The sequence below is a fragment of the Kribbella sp. genome (genome assembly GCF_035655035.1).
Classification (GTDB): Bacteria; Actinomycetota; Actinomycetes; order Propionibacteriales; family Kribbellaceae; genus Kribbella.
In genome coordinates, this window is record NZ_DASRVN010000205.1 from 1 (window position 1) to 3,824 (window position 3,824).

Consider the following 3,824-nt stretch of genomic DNA (forward strand, 5'->3'; position numbering starts at 1 on the left):
CGGGCGGTGGCACGCGCGGACCGGGCAGCTGAGTGGTCCGATGGCGCGCGTGTATACGGACGAGCCTGCGCGGACGCCGGATCTACTCGCGTTGCTGGCGAAGGCGACCCGGTTCCGGGGGCTGTTCGCGGAGCTGCCGGAACTGACGCCGACGCTCGGGCTGGCCGGGCCGGCGTTGGTCGAGGCCGCGGCGCCGGCGGCGGTTGTCGATCGGTTGTTGGATACGCCAACGGGTGTGGTGCGGGAGCGGTTCAGCTATGTCGACGGTGAGGTGCCGGTGGTCGGGACCACCTGGCACGGTTCGGACGCGACGCTGGGCAGTGTGAGTGTCGGCGAGTACTGGCTGCAGCGGCGGCCGCTGATGGGGTACTGGCGGGAGCCGGGCGATCCGGACTGGGGTCCGTCTCGGTTCGTCAAGCTGCGTCTGATGAAGGACGACCACGACTTCTCGTCGGCGGTGTTCGCCTCGGTGCAGTCCGGCGGGCAGGTGCTGTGGTCGATCAGCTTCGTGTCGCCGGGCGGTGACGAGCACATCGGGCTGCATCAGATCGAGGCCGGGCAGGCGTTCGAGGTGTCGTCGCTGCGGCTGGTGCTGGAGATCGCGGGGGCCGACGGCGCGACGGTTCCTGAGGGGCCGGTGGGGGTTGGGCAGCAGTTCCGGGTCAGTACGCCGGGGGTCGATCTGGTCGGGAGTGTCGACTCGGTCAGCTTCGGGGATCGGCGGCCGGCTTTGCGGGTGGAGCGTGTGGACGGCCGGATTCTGCTGGTTGTGGAGTTGCTGGAGGGTGCGACCTCGTTGACGATGCGGGACATCGCGCCGGTGGAGCTGACCGGCACGTTCTCGCTGTTCGAGGGGACGGATCGACCAGAGGTGGCCGCGCCGTCGGTGACTGTGTACGACGGGAATGTGCAGGCGCTTTGGGTGACGGCGGACGGCACACAGCTCAGACTGGTCGCTCCGGCCCGGGTGACCACGAAGACCGAGCACCCACAGTCCGTCCGTACGTCAATCGACGGCCACGCGTGAGCATGACGATTCTGCTGACGTTGTGTTGTGGAGGCGGATCTGCTGGATGACAGCGTCGCGCCCGGGGAGCTCCTTTCACGGGCTCCCCGAGGGCGACGGGATGCACAGCTTCGACGACTACTCGCCAACCAGCTGGTCGTAGTGCGTGGTGAGCGACACGTGGCTGGCGACATTGAAGACAGCCGGGATCTTGCCGTACGACGTGACCGCGGTCGCCGTGCCGTTCGCCTTGCTCAGCGCGAACTGGTAGCCGGACTGCGTGTCGTTGTCGACCGCGACCACCAGCGAACCGCCGCGGGTGCCGCAGCCCTGGACGACCAGGGACTCGTACGCCGACCAACCGGACGAACGGATCAGCTTCATCACCGGCTTGGCGCCGGCCGCGACCGGGATGTGCGCGGTCCAGAGCGCACCCGCGTTGGTCGTCATCAGCAGCGTGTCGTACGTCGCCGTCTCGCTGATCACCGTCATCGTCTTGAAGCCGCGGAACCCGGGGATCGGCCCGAGCGCACGGAAGCCGGCGCCGACGATCTGGTAGCGGTACAGGCTGCCGTTGCTGTTCAGGCCGTACAGGTACGCGTGCCGCGGCGCCGCGACGCTGAAGTTCGACGTGGCGATCGACTTGAAGCTGGTCCAGCCGGACCCGATCCTCTTGTAGGTCGGCGACCAGATCTGTGTGTCGCCGCCGTCCCGCGCGTACGTCGTGTGCCGGTACAGGTTGCCGCCCTGCAGGAACAGACCGTAGTAGTAGATCTGGGTCCCCGCCGCGTTCACGGCGCCGTACCAGGTCGTGTTCGCGCGGGTGCCGGCGAACTTGAACGGCGTGTCCTGGAAGGACTGGATGCGCCGCCCCGGCATGGCCAGGGTCTCCTGCGACGTGCCCGCGGCGGTCGGCGACATGACGTCGCTGAAGCACGGGTCGCCGGCCGCCTTGATGGTGTTCGGCGTCACGTTCCTGGCGAACGGGTGCTTCGGGTCGGCCTGGCTCGTGGCGGCGGCCGGGACGGTGGCGGCGGTGGCCACCAGGCCGACGCCGGCAAGCGCCAGCGCAAAACGGTGCAACTTCATTGGGTTCCCCTCTGGAAAGATCTCACTAGCCCCCGAGATCGCGGCGACTATACCGGATCCCGGGGACAGGTGCGGGGGAATTGCAGCTTGTTGCAGATCAGCCGCGTCGGCGGCGGGTGGTGGCGATGGCAGCGACGCCGGCTGCGATGAGGGCCAGGGCGGCCAGGAGGACCGCGGGGCTGACGTCGCTACCGGTGTTGGGGAGCTCCGGCGCCGGGCGGCCCGGTTGGGGTGGGGTTACCTGGACCCTGACGGTGCTGGTGTTGTCGTTCGGGTCCGGGTCGGGTGTGGGCGACTGGGCCGTTGCCGTGTTGGCTACCGAGGTGCCGGAGTACGTCGGGTCGACCAGGACGTTCACAACGACCTGTGCCGTCGTACCGGGGTCTATGCGGCCCACTGAACACGTGACCTTCTGACCGTTGGCCGCGCAGTGCTCCGGTGTGCTGGTGAGGCGTAGGCCGTTGGGCAGTACGTCTGTGATCGTGACGGCGCCTGCTGACGACGGACCGGCGTTGTGGACAGCGATCGTGTAGACCAGCGAGTGCCCTGCGATCACGGTCGACGCCGACGCGGTCTTGTGGACGCTGAGGTTCGCGGACTGCGTCGTACGGCCAGTGACCTTCGCCTCGTTGTTGGCGATCACCGGGTCCGGTGTGGCCGAGCCGACGCGTGCCAGGTTGTTCAGCGCGCCGGTGAACCCGGGTACGACGGTTGCGGTGACCGTCACCGTGACCGTGCCTCCAACGGCGAGCTCCGGCGTACTGCACTGCACCGTGCCCGCTGCAGGCGTATCCGGCGCTCCAGGTGCCTCCGGCGGGAGCAGCTTGCAGGTGCTGCCGGTTGTGGTGACATTGGTCAGTCCACGTGGCAACTCGTCCGTGATGGTCACCATGCGAGCGTGCGACGGTCCGTTGTTCTTCACGGTGAGCACGTACTTCACGGAGTGCCCAGCCACCGGAGCAGCCGGGGACATGGTCTTCGTGATCGCCAGGTCGGCCAGTGCGGTGACAGGCGACTCCGCTGTACCGCTGTTGTTCGACGGGTCCGGGTCTGTCGTGTGTGACGTCGCAGTTGCGGTGTTGACGATGCTGGCGCCTTCGTACCCGGCTGCCAGCCGCACGTGGAGCACTACGACGACCTGGCCGATCGGCAGGTCACCCAGCTGACAGGTGACTGCACTGCCCTTCACGGTGCACCCGTTGGATGCAGAGCTGACCGCTAGACCGGCCGGCACGGTGTCGGACAGTACTACGGCCCGTGCGGTCGACGGACCGGCGTTATTGACGACGATCGTGTAGGCGAATGCACTGCCCGGCGTTACCCCAGCAGGGTCGGACGTCTTCGTGACGCTGAGGTCTGCCCGCGTCTCGACCGGCGTGGTGATGGTGGAGCTGTTGTTGCTCTCGTCGGGGTCCGTGACCGGCGAAGTGGCGGTAGCCGTGTTCGCCAGCGACGTCCCCTGGAACGACGGGTCAAGCGTTGCTGTGATGACCACGGTCACTGCCTTGCCCGCAGCGATGGTGCCCAGTGCACACCGGACCGTGTGACCCGATGCTGTACACGCTAGGTCCACTGAGGTCACCGTCAACGCCGTCGGCAGGCTGTCGGTCGCCGTGACCGCAGTAGCGTCGGACGGGCCGTGGTTGACGACAGTCAGGCGGTAGGTCACTCCCCCGCCGGCTATTACGGTCGAGTCGTCGCTGGTCTTGATCACCTCGACGTCGGCAAC

Annotated in this window: 3 protein-coding genes; 1 reads left to right on the forward strand and 2 read right to left on the reverse strand. The window is 67.8% G+C overall.

Annotation, left to right across the window (positions count from 1 at the left end):
- The coding region (locus VFF46_RS11990) for a hypothetical protein (RefSeq protein WP_325037167.1) at positions 1–1,027 on the forward strand (1,027 nt) is incomplete at its 5' end.
- A gap of 117 nt (positions 1,028–1,144) precedes the next feature.
- Here VFF46_RS11990 and VFF46_RS11995 read toward each other — a convergent pair.
- Positions 1,145–2,095: a hypothetical protein gene (locus tag VFF46_RS11995; protein ID WP_325037168.1), complete on the reverse strand. Its 951-nt coding sequence runs from the start codon at positions 2,093–2,095 to the stop codon at positions 1,145–1,147.
- A gap of 97 nt (positions 2,096–2,192) precedes the next feature.
- On the reverse strand, positions 2,193–3,824 hold a 1,632-nt coding region (locus tag VFF46_RS12000), incomplete at its 5' end, for a DUF11 domain-containing protein (RefSeq protein WP_325037169.1).

What these genes read in the sequence shown, in the direction of transcription:
- VFF46_RS11995 (WP_325037168.1), bottom strand. Translation starts at nt 2,095, where the DNA reads ATGAAGTTGCACCGTTTTGCGCTGGCGCTTGCCGGCGTCGGCCTGGTG.